Annotated in this window: 13 protein-coding genes; 3 read left to right on the top strand and 10 right to left on the bottom strand. The window is 63.2% G+C overall.

The features are described 5' to 3' along the window. Positions 1–127: 127 nt before the first annotated feature. Positions 128–406 carry a hypothetical protein gene (locus ACYQ12_RS06535; protein WP_459869298.1) on the top strand — a complete coding sequence of 93 codons (279 nt, stop codon included), beginning with the start codon at positions 128–130 and terminating at the stop codon, positions 404–406. Positions 407–412: 6 nt separating this feature from the next. On the opposite strand, the gene ACYQ12_RS06530 is transcribed toward ACYQ12_RS06535, so the two are convergent. Both ACYQ12_RS06530 and rlmKL read right to left on the bottom strand, forming a co-directional pair. After that, entirely contained in the window at positions 413–736 is a 324-nt protein-coding gene (locus tag ACYQ12_RS06530; protein ID WP_459869296.1) for a glutaredoxin family protein, read from the bottom strand. Then, on the bottom strand, positions 733–2,907 hold the full coding sequence (gene rlmKL, locus ACYQ12_RS06525; protein ID WP_459869294.1) for a bifunctional 23S rRNA (guanine(2069)-N(7))-methyltransferase RlmK/23S rRNA (guanine(2445)-N(2))-methyltransferase RlmL: 2,175 nt from the start codon (positions 2,905–2,907) through the stop codon (positions 733–735). The genes ACYQ12_RS06530 and rlmKL overlap by 4 nt, the downstream gene beginning before the upstream one ends. A 239-nt stretch (positions 2,908–3,146) precedes the next feature. On the opposite strand from rlmKL, the gene rmf reads away from it, so the two are divergent. Further along, entirely contained in the window at positions 3,147–3,353 is a 207-nt protein-coding gene (gene rmf, locus ACYQ12_RS06520; RefSeq protein WP_459869292.1) for a ribosome modulation factor, read from the top strand. Between the two features lie 156 nt (positions 3,354–3,509). On the opposite strand, the gene ACYQ12_RS06515 is transcribed toward rmf, so the two are convergent. The 7 genes from ACYQ12_RS06515 to ACYQ12_RS06485 all read right to left on the bottom strand — a co-directional run bounded on the left by ACYQ12_RS06515 (position 3,510) and on the right by ACYQ12_RS06485 (position 14,505). After that, a complete protein-coding gene (locus ACYQ12_RS06515) occupies positions 3,510–4,520 on the bottom strand; it encodes a quinone-dependent dihydroorotate dehydrogenase (RefSeq protein WP_459869290.1) in 1,011 nt (336 codons plus the stop codon). 90 nt (positions 4,521–4,610) lie between these two features. Then, positions 4,611–5,699: a hypothetical protein gene (locus tag ACYQ12_RS06510; protein ID WP_459869288.1), complete on the bottom strand. Its 1,089-nt coding sequence runs from the start codon at positions 5,697–5,699 to the stop codon at positions 4,611–4,613. 187 nt (positions 5,700–5,886) lie between these two features. Then, a complete protein-coding gene (locus tag ACYQ12_RS06505; protein ID WP_459869286.1) occupies positions 5,887–10,725 on the bottom strand; it encodes an NAD-glutamate dehydrogenase in 4,839 nt (1,612 codons plus the stop codon). Positions 10,726–10,935: 210 nt separating this feature from the next. Further along, positions 10,936–12,048, bottom strand: a complete 1,113-nt coding sequence (gene trmA / locus ACYQ12_RS06500) for a tRNA (uridine(54)-C5)-methyltransferase TrmA (RefSeq protein WP_459869284.1) — start codon at positions 12,046–12,048, stop codon at positions 10,936–10,938. 92 nt (positions 12,049–12,140) lie between these two features. After that, complete coding sequence (gene murI / locus ACYQ12_RS06495) at positions 12,141–12,932, bottom strand: glutamate racemase (protein ID WP_459869282.1); 792 nt, start codon at positions 12,930–12,932, stop codon at positions 12,141–12,143. Further along, the gene (locus ACYQ12_RS06490; RefSeq protein WP_459869280.1) at positions 12,929–13,822 is read right to left on the bottom strand and encodes a LysR family transcriptional regulator; all 894 of its coding nucleotides are present in this window, start codon (positions 13,820–13,822) and stop codon (positions 12,929–12,931) included. The genes murI and ACYQ12_RS06490 overlap by 4 nt, the downstream gene beginning before the upstream one ends. A gap of 137 nt (positions 13,823–13,959) precedes the next feature. Next, on the bottom strand, positions 13,960–14,505 hold the full coding sequence (locus tag ACYQ12_RS06485) for a hemerythrin domain-containing protein (RefSeq protein WP_459874473.1): 546 nt from the start codon (positions 14,503–14,505) through the stop codon (positions 13,960–13,962). Positions 14,506–14,750: 245 nt separating this feature from the next. Here ACYQ12_RS06485 and ACYQ12_RS06480 point away from each other — a divergent pair, with 245 nt between their 5' ends. Continuing rightward, positions 14,751–16,088, top strand: coding sequence for a replication-associated recombination protein A (locus tag ACYQ12_RS06480; protein ID WP_459869278.1), 1,338 nt, complete (start codon positions 14,751–14,753; stop codon positions 16,086–16,088). A 91-nt stretch (positions 16,089–16,179) separates the two neighbouring features. Here the strand turns inward: ACYQ12_RS06480 and lolA are convergent, their stop codons facing one another. Further along, positions 16,180–16,812, bottom strand: a complete 633-nt coding sequence (gene lolA, locus ACYQ12_RS06475; protein ID WP_459869276.1) for an outer membrane lipoprotein periplasmic chaperone LolA — start codon at positions 16,810–16,812, stop codon at positions 16,180–16,182. Positions 16,813–16,912: the final 100 nt, after the last annotated feature.

Genomic DNA, 16,912 nt, shown 5'->3' with positions numbered 1-16,912 from the left:
CGGCAGGCAACGGATGGATAGGCGCTGCCGTTCGATCCAGACGAAGTGTACAGGCGTGACCCGAGTCTTTTGAAGCCACCGGATCAGGCTGCCAACCGACTAACGCCACTCATATCCAGGAGCTACCTTGATCGTCCGCTGGGAAAGTGAACACGACTATGTGCTGGTGCATGTCCATCAGGACATGTTCGGCGACTGGATCTTCAGCCGCGCCTGGGGACAGATCGGCACCCAGTTCGGCGGGCTCAAGCACCAGCTCGCCGAAAGCTTCGAGCAAGCCATGATGTGGGTCGAGGACGTCAACCACATCCAGGCCTCGCGGGGTTTCCGCAAGGTCCTCGAAACGCAGGGCGACACTCCCGAGGGCCGCGACGCCATGCGTCAGCTGTCGCTGCTCGGCTATTGACCCGGCCTAGCCCAGATAGCGCCGACCGTGCCGCACCCTTCGCCCCGGCTGCGGCGGTTCGCCAGGCGTGCCCCGCCCCGCCTCGCGCAGCCATCCACGCTCTGCCAGCCATGCGGCCAGCCGTTCACGCTCGAACCCCCGATCGAGTTCCGCGCCCTCCTCGTCGGCCAGCACCGGAATCCGCTCACCGAAACGAGCCACCAGTGCAGGATCTTCACTGATCTCGATTCGGTCGACCGAGGCCTCTGCGGGACCCAGCTCGGCAAGATGCGCCTCGAGCTGTTCGCAGAGATGACAGCCCAGTGTGGTGTAAAGCGTCAACGCCGTCATGTGCGCTCCTTGTGCCGAATCAGGAAGCAGTGGTGAAGATCGGGGCGCCGCATGAAATCGGGGTCGAACGTGCGTGAGGAGATATCTTCCACGACGTATTGTTCCACGAGATCGCGATCCAGTGCGAAGCGCCGCTGGTTGTTGGAAAACACCAATGTCCCCTCCGGAGCCAGGCGTGCCATGGCCAGTCTTACCAGCCGGCCATGATCGCGCTGGATATCCAGCGTCGCCTCCATCTTCTTCGAGTTGGAGAAGGTAGGAGGATCCATGAAGATCAGGTCGAAATGGCTACCGGCGGTCTCCAGCCAGTGCAGACAGTCGTCGCGCACCACCCGATGGCGGCTGGGGTCGAGGCGGTTCAAAGCGAAATTGTCCCGCGCCCAGTCGAGGTACGTATTGGAAAGGTCCACGCTGACGCTGTCGCTGGCCCCGCCCAGCGCGGCATGTACCGTAGCCGTGGCGGTATAGCAGAACAGGTTCAGAAAGCGCTTGCCCTTCGCCATCTCACCGAGCAGGCGCCGCACCGGACGATGATCGAGGAATAGCCCGGTATCCAGATAGTCGCGCAGGTTGATCCACAGCCGTGCCGGCCCCTCGCGGACCTCGAAGCGCTCGCCGCTGGTATCCTGGCGGACGTACTGGGCCTTGCCGCTCTGACGTGATCGCTGCTTGTAGTACACATCCTCGGGGCGTACGTCGAGGACCTCGGGGATCACTGCCAAGGCATCCAGCAGGCGCCGCTGGGCCTGGTTCTGATTCACCGACTTGGGCGGCGCGTACTCCTGGACATGCACCCGCGTACCGTAGACATCCACGGCCAGGGCGTACTCCGGCATGTCGGCATCATATAGCCGGTAGCAACTTTCACCGGACTGCTTCAGCCATTTCTTCAACTTCCTGCGGTTCTTCTCCAGGCGATTGGCGAACATCGTTGCCCCTTCGCCATGGCGCGTGGAAGCTGTAGGCTGCGTGCCCTCTTCCCCCTGCGGTACGTGAATCATCAACAGCTTGCAGTCCAGCGGGCCATTCTTGAACGCATACTGCTTCTCTGCGCGCAGCCCGGTGCGATGACCCAGATCGGGGTTGCCGGTGAACAGGGCCAACTGCCAGCCGGGAAAGCCTTCGCGCAGCCGGGCGCCAAGATCGGCATAGAGCGGCACCAGTTCGGGCAGCTCGCCCAGCCGCTCGCCATAGGGAGGGTTGGTGATCACCAGGCCCGGCCCGGGACCCTGCATCCCCAGCGGCGGACGCAACTGGCTGAGCGACGCTCCCGTAAATTCGATCATCGCGGGAATGCCGGCGCGCATGGCATTGGCCTTGGCGGCGGCGATCGCCTGAGGGCTCTGGTCATAGCCGAACAGCCGGGACTGGACGCGACGGCGCCCGAAGCCGGCTCGCGCCTCGGCCTCGCGCTTGAGTTCCTGCAGCGCTTGGGGATCATGTCCGGCCCAGGCCTCGAATCCAAATCGCTCCCGGGACAGTTGAGGGGCGATGTCCGCCGCCATCAGTGCCGCCTCGATCAACAGCGTCCCGGAGCCGCACATGGGATCGACAAGCGGCTCGCCGCGCTTGGCACGTTCCGGCCAGCCAGCGCGCACCAGCAGAGCTGCCGCCAGGTTCTCCTTGAGCGGAGCGTGACCGGGATCGCGGCGATAACCGCGCTGATGCAGACTCGCGCCGGAGAGATCGATCCCCAGCATCAGCTTGCCCCGATGCAGGTGCGCATAGAGACGGATGTCCGGCTGGCGTGGATCGACGGAGGGACGCTCGCGCCCCGCATCGCGCAATGCCTCGACAACACCGTCCTTCACCGTCTGGGCACCGAAGCGGGTATGGCGGATGTGTTCGGACTGACCATGAAAGTCCACCGCCAGAGTCCTGCCGGGCAGTAGATGTGCGGTCCAGTCGATGGATCGCGCCTCGGCCAGCAACGCTTCGGGACGTTCGACCCCCTCCGCCCGGGAGAGACAGAGAATGACGCGATTGGCCAGGCGCGACCACAAGCAGGCGCGGTAAGCCACCTCCAGCGACCCCGAGGCGAATACTCCCGCTACCGTGGTTCCGGAAATTTCCGCCCCGAGGGACGCCAGTTCATCAGCCAGCAGCATCTCGATGCCGCGCGGACAGGTGATAAAGAGGCTAAGGTTTTCAATCGCTTGAGTATCGTTCATGCCGTTTAATCCCGGCGTCACGGGCCGGACATATTCCTGTAATGACTATTTGATACAGCGCTTATGCCAAATCCAATGTCGACAGACCGGCTCGCGTTGCGCTAAAGCTATACATTGTAGCTACTGCATTCGCATGCGTTTTCTGTCCGGACAATTGCTGCAAGCCCGACGAGGCCGAATGGCACTCGTTGAGCCTGTATCGACACTGGTTCCCACTCGGATCTTCAAGAGGTCATCCGATGAAACGACAGAAACGTGATCGCTTCCAGCGTGCTTACGTTCACGGCTACAAGGCGGGCATTACCGGGAAATCCCGGGATGACTGTCCCAGTCAGGAGGTGAACCTTCGCGAATACTGGATGAGCGGCTGGCGCGAAGGTCGTGGTGATCAATGGGCCGGCCTGACAGGCGTTTCGGGCATCCACAAGAACCCCACGATGCTGTGACGCGATCACAACGATTCATCGGGGTCATACCCCACGAAAGCATCCAAGGCCCGCCAGTGCGGGCCTTTTTGGTAGCGCCGCCGTTAAAAGTAGCGCTGTCGTTAAAAGACAAGGGGCCATGTTTCACTGCACCTCACCGTACCGCTTATCCCCAAGCTATCCTGCCAGGGCCCGGGCACAGTCACCCACCAGCGTAGGCCCACGGTAGATGAATCCCGAGTACAGCTGGATCAGATCCGCCCCGGCAGCGCGCTTGGCCCGCGCCGTTTCGCCACTGTCGACCCCGCCGGCACCGATGATGGGCATGTCAGGCAACAATCGCCGTAGTTCCTTCACGATCTCCGTGGAAGCCATGAACAGCGGCGCGCCGGACAATCCGCCCGCCTCTTCGGCATGCGCCAGCCCGGCCACCGTGTCCCGGGCGATCGTGGTGTTGGTGGCAATCACCGCATCGATGGCGTTGGCCGAGAGCGTACGAGCCACCAGACCAACCTCCTCCAGGCTCATGTCGGGCGCGATCTTCACCGCCAGCGGCACATGCCGTCCCATGTCGCGATCCAATCGCTCGCTCTCCTCCTTCAATGCCCCAAGCAGGGCATCGAGATGCTCGCCGAACTGCAGGTTGCGCAGTCCCGGTGTGTTGGGCGAGGAGATATTGACGGCAATGTAGCCGGCATGCGCATGCACCCGGGTCAGACAGGCCAGATAGTCATCCACGGCCCGTTCGACCGGAGTGGTCAGGTTCTTGCCGATATTGATACCGATAACTCCGCGATAGCGGCTTTTGCGTACATTGGCGACCAGATGGTCGACACCGGCATTGTTGAAGCCCATGCGGTTGATGATGGCATGGCGCTCGGGGAGCCGGAACAGCCTTGGCCGGGGATTGCCGGCCTGCGGCTTGGGCGTCACGGTGCCTACCTCGACGAAGCCGAACCCCAGCGCGCCCAGCGCATCGAGATGATCGCCGTTCTTGTCGAGTCCGGCGGCCAGACCGACCCTATTGGGAAAACGCAGCCCCATCAGGGTCACCGGGTCTTCCACGGGGCCGCCTCCCAGCGTTCGGGCCATGCCAAGTCGATGGGCAAGGTCGAGCGCTGTCAATGTCACGCCATGTGCCGTTTCAGGATCGAGACGAAAGAGTAGCGAACGAGCTAGGGTATACATAGATTTCTCGGCGGCGGGACGATCGGCCGGAAGTATAACGCAACCGCCCCCAGGCGACGACGCCTGGGGGCGGAGGACGTGCTGTCGGAATCAGTCCGTATCGAGCTGCTGGACCCGTAGCGTGTAGTTGTTGACGCCGCTCATGGCGGAGCCGAACTTCCGGCCATTGACCCAGACGCGGTAGCGCCCTGGCTGCAGGCGAGTCTCGATGTTGAAATCTCCCGCGAAGCCTTCGCCCTTGTCACTGGCCACCACGTTGCCCTGCTCATCGAGAAGCCTCGCCTCGAGCCGGTAGGTGCCCTCGTTCCCCGGGAAGGTCGAACTCGCGATGGAGACCGTGCCGGGCTCGACCACGTCGAAGCTCATTACCTCGCCACGTTCACGAATCTTGATGTCCGCGACGATTTCATCGAACGCGCTCGGCATCTGCGGCTCGGTCTGCTCTGCTCTCTCCCGGTCGGCATTGCCGGGCGTAGCGACTATCGCGGTAGATGCCCCCGCAGCGGCCGTCGTAGTCGCCGCCCCGGTGGCGGTCGTCGCCGTATCCGGTGACGTTTCGGCAGTGTCCGCACTACGCCGCGGCGCGGCAATGGCGGCGACCTCATCGTCATGATCGACGAAGGCAGTGGTGCGTCCATCTCGACCGGGCCCGCCGAACATGATCCCGCTGCCACCCTCTTCGATGCCGCTCTCGTCGCTGGAAAGGCGCTCCCCGCGCGCGTCGAGCCCCGCCACTTCGATGACGTAGGAATTGCCCTGTCGACTGGCGGTCCCGAACTTGTTGGCCTTGACGCGCAGTCGATAATCGCCCGGCTCCAGCTGCTGTTCGAGGTGCAGGCCGCCATTCTGCCCCTGAGCTTCCTCGGTAGCGATGATCCTTCCCTGATCGTCCAGCAGCGTGGCTTCGATATGGTAATCGTTGGAATCACCGGGCAACGTGCTGCTCTCGAAAACGTAGCGACCCGCCTTTTCCACGCTGAACGGATGCTCCTGGGTGCCGCCGAACATAAAACTCTGACTTCGCGCATCGCTGCGCGACGTGAAGAACCGGGACATGTCGGTCTGCTTGGCGGCTTCGCGCGCACGTTGCAGGGCAGGGCTTTCATCGGCCAAGGCTAGCGGCTGAACACTCGCCAGCCCTATTGCCAGGGCGACAATGGAGAACGCACGATGATTCATGGGGCCTCTCTAATGGCTTCGAACCGGAAACGGGTGACAGCATACCAGAGAGCGCCACTGTCTCGCCTTATTCCGTCGCCCTAGGGCGTATTTCCGTTCTCGTTCGCCGCCTATCGCCCCAAACGAAAAAGCAGACCCCGCCGACGGGGTCTGCTTCGTGCTTGGCTTGAATGTGGCATCACGCGTTTCAGGTACCGCCGTTGCTTTCCGCCAGTTCGACCAGCTCACGCACTGCCACGGCGAAAAGAGGGAAACTCGACTGCGCGCCGGAACGGACTTCATTGAGCAGCGCGCACCAGCGCTCGACCAGATCGGCATGGCGCTCCAGCCACTGTGCCACTCGCGGCTCTGGCTCCTGCGCGCCCCCCTCCATGTGCAACACACTGACCGTCAACGCCAGTTGCTGACGGTCCAGGTCGTCGCGAAACGTCTCGCGAGCCTGAGCCTGCCAGCTGTCACTCACTTCCAGCGCATTGACCTGGGCCGTCATCCATGGCAGCTCCAGGCGATGACCGATGTGATAGTACACCTCGGCCACGCGCTCGATGCTCTCGCCGGTGGCCTTGGCGGCCTCGATGATACCCAGACCGGCATAGAGATTGCCGGCCGCGGCGACGATATCGGCGAGCTCGTCAGGCACACCCGCCTCGACCAGCTCATCGCGCCGCGCTTCCCAGCGCTCACGCTCTTCGCCGCGCAACAGCTGACCGACACACTCCTGAAGCTGGGCCAGGCGTGGTGAGAAATGGTCGATGCTGTCCTGGATTGACAGGCCGGTGCGATGACGCAGAAACCAGCGCGTGGCCCGGCGCAGCAGGCGCATCAGGTCGAGCATCATGCGGTACTGCACGCGGCTGGCGACGCGGTAATCCAGCGCCTCGACCCGGTTCCAGAGGCCGGGCAGGTTGAAGCTGTCACGGGCGACGATATAGGCACGGGCGACGTCGACCCGCGAGCCGTTGGCGGCGTCGCGCAGACGCCGCACGAAGGCTATTCCCATGTGGTCGACCAGGTCATTGGCGATCTGGGTCGCGGCGATCTCGCGTTTCAGGCGATGCTGGTACATCTCCGTGTGGAAGCGCTCCACCAGGGTACGGGGGAAAGCACGTTCCATGTACTGCTGAATGTAGGGATCATCGGGTACCCCGGAGGCGATCAGATCGCTTTTCAACGTGCTCTTGGCATAGGAGATCAGAACCGAGAGCTCGGGAAGCGTCAGTCCCTCTTCGGCGTTGGCTCGCTCGATGAGTTCCTCGTCACTGGGCAGGAACTCCAACTCACGATCCAGGCTGCCGGCAGCTTCCAGCTCGTTGATGAAACGCCTGTAGGGGCCCATGCCCTCCTTGGCCAGGATCTCGGAAAGCGACAGGGCCTGGGTCTGACGATAGCTGTCGAGGATCACCAACTCGGCTACCTCCTCGGTCATCTCGGCGAGCAGCTGATTGCGCTGCTTGTCGGTCATGTCGCCGCGCTTTACGATATCGTCGAGCAGGATCTTGATGTTGACCTCATGGTCGGAACAGTTCACGCCGCCCACGTTGTCGATGAAATCGGTGTTGACCCGCACTCCGCGTCTGGCGGCCTCCATGCGTCCGCGTTGGGTGAACCCCAGATTGCCCCCCTCGCCGATTACCCGGCAGTTGAGTTCGCGGCCGTCGACGCGCAGGGCGTCGTTGGCCTTGTCGCCGACGTCGCCATGGGACTCGGTATGCGCCTTGACATAGGTACCGATACCGCCATTCCACAGCAGATCGACATGGGACTTGAGCATGGCGCGGATCAGCTCGTTGGGTGAAAGCTTGCTGGCGGTAATGCCGAAGACTTCCTTCATCTGCGCCGAGATGGGGATCGACTTGGCGGTGCGCTTGAAGATGCCGCCGCCCTCGGAGATCAATTGAGTATCGTAGTCCTCCCAACTGGAGCGCGGCTGTTCGAACAAGCGCTTGCGTTCGGCGAAGGAGCGCGTCACATCCGGGGTCGGATCAATGAAGATATGCAGGTGGTTGAAGGCTCCGACCAGGCGGATCCTGTCGGACAGCAGCATGCCGTTGCCGAACACATCGCCGGCCATGTCGCCAATGCCGACCACGCTGAATTCATCCTCTTGCGTGTTGAGTCCCATCTCGCGGAAATGGCGCTTGACCGACTCCCAGGCGCCGCGCGCGGTGATGGCCATCTTCTTGTGGTCATAACCGTGCGCCCCACCGGAGGCGAAGGCATCCCCCAGCCAGAAGCCGTACTCCAGCGAGATGGCGTTGGCGATATCCGAAAAGCTTGCCGTGCCCTTGTCGGCCGCCACTACCAGATAGGGGTCGTCGCTGTCATGACGAATGACCGCACGCGGCGCCACCACCTCGCCTCCGACCAGGTTGTCGGTAATGTCGAGCAGAGCCCGAATGAAGATCCGATAGCAGGCGATGGCTTCCTGCTGGATGCTATCGCGGTCCGTGGTGTCCGGCATGCGCTTGCAGATGAAGCCACCCTTGGCGCCGACCGGCACGATGACCGAGTTCTTGACCTGCTGCGCCTTGACCAGACCGAGCACCTCGGTACGGAAATCCTCGTGACGGTCCGACCAGCGCAATCCTCCGCGTGCCACGCGCCCGCCACGTAGATGCACCCCCTCGACACGCGGCGAGTAAACGAATATCTCGAACAGCGGCCGCGGCTTGGGCATTTCGGGAATACGGCCCGGCTCCAGCTTGAAGGCAATGTAATCCTTGGGCTGGCCATCTTCGCGCGGCTGATAGTAGTTGGTACGCAGCGTGGCTTGAATGAGGTCGATGTAGCGCCGTATCAGTACGTCATCGTTGAGGCTGGCGACTTGATCGAGCAGGCCGTTGATCTCGGTGATGCACGCCTCCACCGCATTGTCGTCCGCTTGGTGCTCGGGATCGAAGCGCAGCGTGAACAGCCTCACCAGCGATCGGGTGATGTCCGGATAGGCCGCCAGCGTGGTGGCGATGTAGCGCTGGGACAGACTGAGACGAACCTGCTTCAGGTAGCGGGCATAGGCACGCAGTACCGCCACCTCGCGCCAGGCGAGGTTGGCGCCGATGACAAGGCGATTGAAGGAGTCGTTCTCCGCCTCTCCGGTCCAGATACGCTTGAAGGCCTCGATGAAGATATCGCGCATCTTCTGCAGATTGACGACCTCATGACCGCGATGCTCGAGATCGAAGTCGTGGATCCAGAAGCTGCCGTCGGGGCGCTGGATCTCGTAGGGCCGCTCGCTGATGACGCGCAGCCCGAGGTTTTCCATGACCGGCAGAATATCCGACAACGGTATCGGATGATCGCGGTGGAACAGCTTGAGGTTGACCCCCTCATCGGCATTCTCGACCAGCCGGTAAAGACTCAGGCTGATCGGCGCTCCCTCTTCCACCTCATGGATGTGCTGGATGTCGTAGACGGCGGTGCGCGCCGAGAAGTCGTCGCGATAGCTGCCGGGAAAGGCGTCGCGATAGAGGTTCATCAGCCGATTGGCCTGCTCCTCGCCGAACCCCTCAAGCATGGCGGACTGCAGTTCGTCCCGCCAGCTGCGGGCGATCTGAACGATCTTCTGCTCGAGGCGGCGCACGTCGTAGTCTGCCGGGCTATCGCCATTGAAACGCAGGATCAGCTGGATACGTGCCAGTACCGACTCGGACAGGTAGGTATTGAAGTCGCCGAACGTCGCGTCGAGTTCCTCGCACAGCAGATTCTGGATCCGCACGCGCAGGTCGGTGGAGAACACGTCGCGCGGCACGAATACCAGACAGGAATAGAACTTGCCGAAGCGGTCCTCGCGCACGAAAAGGCGCACACGACGGCGCTCGCGGATGTTGAGGATGGCCACGGCGGTACGCGTCAGTTCCTCGGTGCCGATCTGGAACAGGTCATCGCGCGGATAGACCTCGAGAATCTGCAGCAGTTGCTTGCCGTTATGGCCGTTCGGGTTGACGCCCGCGGACTCGATCACTGCATCGATCTTCTTGCGCAGCACCGGTACGTGACGTGGCGTTTCGTTGTAGACCGTCGAGGTATAGAGCCCGAAGAAGCGCCGCTCGCCGATCAGCCGTCCGCCGGCGTCGTAGCGATCGATGCAGATGTAGTCGGGGTAGGCCGGGCGATGCACACGGGCGTGATAGGCGCTCTTGGCAAACGAGATCAGCTCCGGCACCAGCACATACTGGTCGTCCTCGATGCCCTGCTCGTTATGAATACGCTCGTGATAGCGCGGCTGATCGAGCTTGAATACGCCGAGCTCGCTACCCTTGACCTGGCGCAGCCGTTCCTGGCCGTTCTCCTGTACCACTTCGTACTCGTCATAACCGAGGAAGGTGAAGTGATCCTTGAGCAGCCACTCGAGAAAGGCAGCGGCTTCCGCATGATCATCGGCGGCGATCTGCTCGGGTCGCGTCGCCCGGATCTCCTCGAGCGCCGCCCGCACCTGGTCACGCATCGGATCGAAATCCTGCACGGCGGTGCGTACGTCAAGCAGCACCTCGTTCAGGGCGAGCTGCAGCGCCTCCAGGACCGTTGCATCGGAATGGCGATCCACTTCGATGAGAATCAGCGACTCACGTCCGGCCGGCGCATCGGCCGCCTCGATCGAGGCAACGCGCGTCAGCTGATGCTTGGCGTTACGCTCCACCGCCAGCACCGAATTGTGCATGGCATGTACCATGAGTCCGCGGCGATTGATCTCGATGCGCACCGAGTCGACCAGAAACGGCATGTCCGCGTGCAGTACGGCGACGACGGTATGCGGCGACTGCCAGCCGTGCTCCTCGAAGTCGGCATTGAACACGCGCACCTTGGCCTCGCTGGGATCGTAGGTCTGGATGAAATGCCAGGCCGCCATGGTCGCGCCGTAGAGATCCTCGAGGCGCCGATCCGCGGCTTCCTCGTAAGGCGCGTTGGCATACAAGGCTTCGGCAAAGGCGAGGATCGTCTTTACCTTCTCCTCGGGCAGATGCTTCGTCAGCTGTTCCTTGAGCTGGGCAAGGAATTCCGCCTTGCCCTCGATCGCAACGTGTTGCATCAATCACCTCGGCTGCACGGGTCGCGAGGCACCGCACGGCAATGGCACGCCGGGCTCTCCACGACCGGAAGATGTCCGGGCACGGCAACCGCCGCGCCCTGCCTAAAGCTTACTCCAGCGACTCGCACCACCCCATCATAGTGAAGCTTTGTCATGGTGCATGTCGTTTGGGCATTGGCGATCAGCCCCGCGCGGCCACGCCATCAAGGTTCAGTTCGGCTCGCGACGCTCCAGCAATACCCCGCACTCGCAGTGCGAGGTCCAGGGAAACTGATCGAACAGCGCAAAGCGGGTGATCCGGTGCGTCTGCGTAAGCTGCTCGAGATTGCGCGCCAGCGTGTCGGGGTTGCAGGAAATATAGACGATTCGCGAGTACTGCTTGAGCTGCTCGCAGCTCTGCGCATCCAGCCCCGCACGCGGCGGATCGACCAGCACCGTGGAGAAGGCGTGATCCTCGAGCGACAGCGCCGCGACCCGACGTCCCTCCTTCTCCCCGCCGAGGGCCTGGGCGAACTCCTCGGCGGACATGCGCGCCACCACGGCATTGTCGATCTCGTTGGCGGCAAGATTGACATTGGCCGAGGCCACCGAGGTGCGCGAGATCTCCGTGGCGACCACCCGCCGGAAATTTTCCGCCAGGGCAACGGTGAAATTGCCGTTGCCGCAGTAGAGCTCGACCAGGTCTCCCGCCTGACTGTCCCGGGTCACGTCGCGTGCCCAGCCCAGCATCGCGCGACTGATCTCGGCATTGGGCTGCGTGAAGCTGTTCTCGACCTGCTGATAGACGAAGATCCGCCCGTCCACCTCGAGCCGCTCCCAGACGTGGTCGCGCTCGAGCACCAGACGCTGCTTGCGCGAGCGTCCGATGATCGACACGTCCAGGCGGCGCTGAAGCTCACGCGCCTCGGCTTCCCAGTCGGCTTCCAGGGGGCGATGGTAGATGAGCGTCACCAGCGCCTCGCCGGACAGGGTCGTGAGAAACTCCACCTGGAACAGCTTGCGCCGCAGCACGGGACTCTCCAGCAGCGCCTCGCGCAGTGCCGGCATCAACGCATTGATGCGCCGGCTGGCCACCGGATACTGATCCAGCCGGACGATTTCTTTCTTCTTGGGATCCTCGGGATCGACCTCGAACATGGCATAGAAGAGATCGCTCCCTTCGTGCCACACACGAAATTCGCAGCGCATGCGGTAATGGCTGGGAGGCGAGGCAAAGACTTCCAGCGGCGGGGGATCAAAATGCGCGAACTGGGCACCAATGCGCTCGCGCTTGGCGGCAAGCTGCTCATCGTAATGCTCGGGCGCGACAACGGGTACGGCCACGAAGCCTCCTTGTCCTTCAAATGGCTAAAACAACGACTGAAAACGGAAACGACCAAAACGGAACGCAGGGATGGACGATAGGAATCCGCCCCTCAGCAGACGGGCACATCGGCGACGGCCAGCGCCCGTGGCGCGGCGAAGCCGAACCCTGCCAGCGCCACGGCCAACCCCTGACGCTGCGGCGCGCTCGCCCAACTGGGCCCGGGGCCCTCGCCCAACGATACCGGAGCGACCTGCGCCACGCGCCGCGCGATGGCCGCACCGGAATCGACCCAGGCGATCTCTCGCGGGGCGCGGGCCGACATGGCTTTTCGCAGAAGGGGAAAGTGGGTGCAGCCCAATACCACGGTATCCAGCGCGACGTCCGCCCACAGCGGCGCCAGACAGGCATCGAGCACCGCCGGATCCAGCGGCTGCCCGGCCAGTTGGCGCTCAGCCTGGAGCACGAGGGGGTCTGCAGCGACACGTATGACACGGCAATGCGCGGCATGATCGCGAATCAGGGCATCGGTATAGGGACGCTGCACGGTAGCGGTGGTCGCCAGCAGGCCGAAGGTGCCGCTGTACGAACGGGCGGCGGCCGGCTTGATGGCCGGCACGGTGCCGATCACCGGGATCGACAGATGTGTCCGCAGTGCGGCCAGCGCCAGGGTACTGGCGGTATTGCAGGCCACCACCAGCGCACTCGCCCTGCTGGCCTCCACCGCCGCGAGACACACGTCGACGATACGCTGAACCAGCCAGGCATCGGGCTTCGTACCATAGGGCAGCGCCGCGTTGTCGCACACGTAGGCCAGACTGGCCCCCGGCAGGTGCGAACGCAACGCTTCCACCACTGACAGCCCCCCTACGCCGGAATCGAAGATCAGGATGGGTCGACTCATCCGGCTCTCCCGGCAAAGTGGGCGACCAGTCCGTCGATCAGGGCACGCTGACGCGCGGGGAGATATTCGCGCTCGCAGTACAGCAGCGATACCGCCTGCGGATCGGGATCGAAGTCCTCGAGCACGCGTACCAGCCGGCCCCTGGCCTCTTCCGCCTCGCCGAGAAAGGCAGGCTTCTGGATCAATCCCATGCCGCCCACGGCCGCCTCGGTCAGCGCACGTCCATTGTTGCAGGTAAATACCGGCATGAAACGCACCCGCTGCAGGGTACCATTGATGCGAAACTGCCAGCAGGGCCCCTCGCGCTGCAGGCTATAGTGCAGACAGCGGTGCTGGCTCAACTCCTGAGGATGGGTGGGAGTACCGTGGCGTTCGAGGTACTCCGGCGAGGCATAGACGTGCACCGCCGTCGTGGCCAGACGCCGGGCGATCAGGCTGGAATCCTCCAGCTCGCCAATGCGCACGACCACATCGAAATCCTCCGCCAGCGGATCGACACGGCGGTCTTCCAGCACGACATCGAGTTCCACCGCCGGATGGCGCTGCTCGAAGCGCTGCAGGGCCGGCATCAGCACGCGCACGCCGAAGTCCAGCGGCGCCGACAGGCGCAGCCGCCCCCGAATTTCGCCACGCTGCTCGCCCAGCTCGGCTTCCAGCTCACTCAACTCGTCGAGCAGGCGCACCACACCGGCAAGATAGCGTTCGCCTTCCGCGGTGAGCTGCAGGCAACGGGAGGTCCGCGTCAGCAGGCGCACCCCGAGAAACGCCTCGAGCCGCGCCACCTGCTTGCTGATCATGGCATTGGACAGCCCCAGCCTGCGCGCGCCGCCGGCAAAACTGCCCGTTTCGACCACGGCACGGAAGATCTGCATCGCCTGCAACCGATCCATGTCCCACCCTCGGCTATCGATGGGCGCATTCTACCTGATTTTTCAGGGAAGCCGAGGACGCCGACATCATGAGCGCCTCGGTGCGCACGATGCCGATACACGTGACTTCGCTGCCTATGCCTGACGACGTTTCGCCATCACGCCACGGGTGAAGGCGTGGTACGGAACTCGGCGTAGAGCTCGGGATAGCTGCTCTGCAGGCGCGCGAGCTCCGCCTCGGCACCCTCGGGGAGCGCAGCTGCCAGGCGTGCGAGATCCTCCTCGTCGAAATGCTCGCGTATCAATGGGAACAGCGACTCGCGCTCGGCACGCAGATAGCCGCGGTGGGCTTCCAGATAGGCGCCGAGATCCTCGGCGAAACGGTCGATGGGAACGACGGCGTCCATGAGGATCATGTCGATATCCTGCGACAGGCGCATGAGCCGTTCATGCAGTCCCCGGTAATCCTCGGATAACTGACAGACCAGCTCGGAGGCTTCCGGGACACGTGATGCCAGCTGCTCACCACAGATGCGTTCGAGCGGTACGGTAAAACCATGCATATAATCGAGAATATAGTCCACCACCTCACGAACCAGTTGAAAATCGGGACGTTCACCTTCGGCCAGGGTCTTGTGCTTCATCTGCAGCACATGCAGCAGACGCGCCATGTTGGCATGATCCTGGCGTAGTTGGGTCAGCATGGGCATGGGAGGGCCTCCTCTGCTGGCGGGCGTGAGCGGTGAGAAGCACACCGCGGTGGCATCACTAGGTAGGTGCGGTTTATCGGGTCTATCCGGCAGGGCCATCAAGCGCAGCCCGCCATGGCTTGAATGTTTTACCCTAGTCGGTAGAAAGCATTCTGCCTCTCCGTCAAAGGTCGTAGACCCTTGGCCGGGATGCAAGCCGCTCAGCAGCGCTACATTCACTCACGACTCGCAGCGACGACATGGATCTCTTCACGCAACACGCCCAGCACGACAGTGCCCCCCTGGCCTACCGCATGCGCCCGCAGCGCCTGGACGACTATGTCGGTCAGGAGGCACTGGTCGGCCCGGGCAAACCCCTGCGCCGCATGGCCGAGACCGCCACGGTACGCTCGATGATCCTCTGGGGACCGCCGGGAGTCGGCAAGACCACCCTGGCCGAACTCCTGGCCGAGGCGTCCGGCGCGGGACTCGAACATCTCTCGGCGGTGATGGCCGGGGTCAAGGACATTCGCGCAGCCGTGGAGCGCGCCCGTACCGCCCAGGCAGGAGGACGTCACACACTGCTGTTTCTCGACGAGATCCACCGTCTCAACAAGAGCCAGCAGGATGCGCTGCTGCCTCACGTGGAGTCGGGCCTGCTGACACTGATCGGCGCCACCACCGAGAATCCCTCTTTCGAGGTCAACTCGGCATTGCTGTCGCGGGCGCGGGTCTACTTGCTCAGAAAACTCGAGGAAGACGATCTGGTCCGGGTGATGCGGCGTGCGCTGGAGGACTCCGAACGCGGCCTCGGTGAACGACACATTCGAGCTGATGACGAGGTACTGGCCATTCTCGCCCGCGCCGCCGGTGGCGATGCGCGACGCGCTCTGGGATTGCTGGAGACGGCCTGCGATTTCACTCACGCCACACCGGAAGGCGAACGGCTGGAGGCCGATGCATTGCAGGAGGTGATCGGCCATCAGGCCAGCGCCTTCGACAAACAAGGCGATCACTATTACGACCTGCTATCGGCGATCCACAAATCGGTACGCTCCTCGCGTCCCGATGCAGCGCTGCTCTACATCGCCCAGTTCGTTCAGGGCGGTGGCGACCCGCTGGACGTCATCCGCCGACTGGCCGCCATCGCCTCGGAGGATGTCGGCAATGCCGAGCCCCGCGCTCTGCCCCTGGTCATGGCCGCCTGGGACGCCTACCTGCGTCTGGGCGATTACGAAGGCCAGCGTGCCATCGCCCACGCCGCCATTCACTTGGCGGTGGCACCCAAGAGCAACGCCATCGATCGCGCCTGGAAAGGCGCCAAGGCCTTCGTCAACGAGCACCCCGACTTCGACGTGCCCACCTATCTGCGCAACGCCCCCACCAAGTTGATGGCCTCACTGGGACATGGCGAGGGTTACCGCTACGCTCACAACGAGCCGAACGGCTACCCTGCCGGCAGCGCTCATGACTGTTGGCCATCGGATCTTCCTCATCAGGCCTTCTTTGTCCCCAGCGAGTACGGGCAGGAAAAGCGCTTCGGCCAGATGCTGGCCTGGCGCGCCGAGCTGGACGCCCAGGCCGACCGGGAAAAGTAGCCGCCCACAGCGCCGGCGCCCGCCGGGAGGCGGGCGCCGAGTCGGGCACTGTACGCTCAATCAAGAGAGCTGGGGACGTCTCGCAAGAGCCTCAAGACGTTTCACGAATCACGTCGGTCCCATCGGGAATCTCGAAGTGGAACCGCGCGTCGTCGATGGTGACGTTGGTTTCGACATCGTCGAAGGCGATTGCCGTGCGCTGGCCGGTACTGTCGCTCATTTGCAGAAAACCGAGTTCCTCCCCATAGAAGCTCAACTTGAGCTGCTCGAACAGAGTATCGTTGGCCTTGGGCACGAGAGTGAAGGTTTCGGTAGCGCCCTGCTGCTGACGGTTCACTTCATAATCGTCGGTCAGCGCGTCGGCACTTCCCGACAGCAGCAGTGCCGGAGTGTGGGTCACCCGGGTATCCAGCGGCTGCACGGTGACCTGCTCCAGGTCCGGATCGTAGAGATAGACCTGCTCACCGTCGGAGACCACCTCCTGGCGGTAAGGCGCCTCGACTTCCCAGCGGAACTTGCCGGGACGGGACAGCCACATGTGGCCGCGTGCCTCCTGCAGGCGCGCTCCGGAACCATCGAGAATCTGCTGCTCAAAATCGGCGGAATAGGTCTTGAGCGGCTTGAGCAGACGTGTCAGGCGACTCGCCGCCTGCTCGTCGGCGGACGCGGCCAGAGGCAGCATCAGGGCCATGGAAAGGGTTACCAGCGTTTTCAACAGTTTCATTCCATCTCCTTGGTTCGGCCGATAGCGTTATTGCAATGCCTGCCGAAGGTAGACCGGCGGAGCGGCAAAGGGTTGCAGCTCCGCCAGGCGTTCCTTATTT

It is taken from the genome of Halomonas shantousis, from assembly GCF_054654615.1.
The sequence above is the reverse complement of the archived record's forward strand: the minus strand, read 5'-3'. Positions and strand labels throughout refer to the sequence as shown.